General features: G+C 57.3%; 2 protein-coding genes. Both read right to left on the bottom strand.

The features are described from left to right. Positions 1-152 precede the first annotated feature (152 nt). Positions 153-905: a class I SAM-dependent methyltransferase gene (locus H5U08_RS17945; protein ID WP_297036261.1), complete on the bottom strand. Its 753-nt coding sequence runs from the start codon at positions 903-905 to the stop codon at positions 153-155. 37 nt (positions 906-942) lie between these two features. Next, positions 943-1696, bottom strand: a 754-nt coding sequence (locus tag H5U08_RS17940) for a DUF3419 family protein (protein ID WP_297036259.1), incomplete at its 5' end; no start/stop codon positions are given.

The raw sequence follows: 1696 nt of genomic DNA, 5'->3' as shown, positions 1-1696 counted from the left end.
CAAATGCGAGATTGCCCCTGAGGATCCGAGGAGGAATTCACCCCAGCAAAGAGTCGTCCTCGCGGCTGACAACTGTCGCATGATCCTCCCGGGATCGCTGGGTTGCCTCCACGACAGAGCCCGTCAACCAACGATTTGGAAAACCTGGCTCATCAAACCGGCAGATCAGGCGTCAAATCAGTATTCTTTTCCCCGACGAAGATGTAATAAGGAGCCCGCGCCAGCGGCAAATAGGGAACTTTGGCCCGTCGCTCCTCCAGAAAAATCTCCCGAAAACGATAGCGTAAATAGGGGATATGATCGGGGGACGGAAAAACGTCGTCGTAGTTGAACCAAAACGTCCAGAAAAGCCGCGCGCACGTGCCGTGCCGCCGCATACCGGGGCCAGGATGCTTCCGCGAGACGTAAAAATCCACCACGCCAATTCGCCCCCCGGGCTTCAGAATACGCCACGCGTTGTCCACGGCGGCAAACCAATCGGGAATCATCGTGAGCGAGTAGGAAAACGTTACCACGTCAACCGGCTCATCAGGGGTAAAAGTGGTGGCGTCCGCGAGACGGGTTTCCACGTTCGTCCAACCGTGCCGCTGGATTCGTTTCTGCGCCACTTCGAGAAGTGATTTGGAGAGATCGACGAGGATCACTTTTCGCAGGCGCTGAATATTTTCGCCAAAATATTCGGCGTTCGAGCCCGTTCCCGCACCTAGGTCGACCCAAATGCCGCCTTCGGGAACGCCCAGTTTTGCCCAGAGGTCCTCGCGCCCCTGAAGCAAACGCCGGCGGAAACTGTCGTAAGCCTCGGCCTGGGGCCCGTAAAAACTCTCCATCCGCTCGGCATGGTCGCGACCACGTCCCGGGCGGAACACCATGTGATACAGGACTTTCAGATCACTCCACAGACCCATCTCGCAGAAGCTTCCTTGACAGCCGGCTGGCGACCGCTCAGGTGTTCAAATCGGCAATGTAAAAACTTCCGTAGGTGTGAACGCGGCAGCGGGCATGCAACTGCTCGGCCAGTTCGCGATGGTAGGTCAGTTGCTCTCCGAGAGACACCGTCCGGCCATTGATGTGGACGCGTACACGATCCACAAAGTCCGTCCGCAGCCCCCCGCTCCGCCAGATGGCCCGCGCTCCCGGCCTGGCACGATCGAAAATCGCCTGCCATTCGGCCTCCAGAAGCGGAAAGAAACGACCTGCCAGCCAGTCCATATGATCCAGAAGCACATATTTGCTGATGGCAACATCATTTTCGACGAGAAAACCTTCCACTGTATTGGTGTGGGTGGTGATGCGATCGACGAGGCCCCCTTTCAACTTGTAGAAATTCTCTTCCTTCAGATACTCGGGACAGCACTCCCGCGTGTAGCTCCCGGTGATGTAAACCCGCCAGAAGTAGTTGTCTGAAATGGGCAGCTTGGCGAACACCGCTTCCACACAATCCTGCACGTACTTGGCCACACCGCCCTGATAGTACATTTCGATCTGTTTGCGCTGCGCCCGGGGCACCCCCACCAGCGAGAGCATCGCATCGCGGCTGAGGAGGAACCGCAAAAGCGGCGTCCAGACCTGCTCTTTCAGATATTTCTCGTAGATCTCGCGCTGCTCTTCGAGGGTTTTGGCCTCAAGGATTCGATCCACCCAGGGGCGAACCCGGGCCACCTTGTTGATATAGGTGTTCATCACCCGGGCAAATGTC

This window comes from Thermogutta sp. (assembly GCF_014359955.1).
GTDB lineage: Bacteria > Planctomycetota > Planctomycetia > Pirellulales > Thermoguttaceae > Thermogutta.
The sequence above is the reverse complement of the archived record's forward strand: the minus strand, read 5'-3'. Positions and strand labels throughout refer to the sequence as shown.

Bases quoted from the DNA above. Each gene is read 5' to 3' on its own strand.
- H5U08_RS17945 (WP_297036261.1), bottom strand. From the start codon at position 905: ATGGGTCTGTGGAGTGATCTGAAAGTCCTGTATCACATGGTGTTCCGC.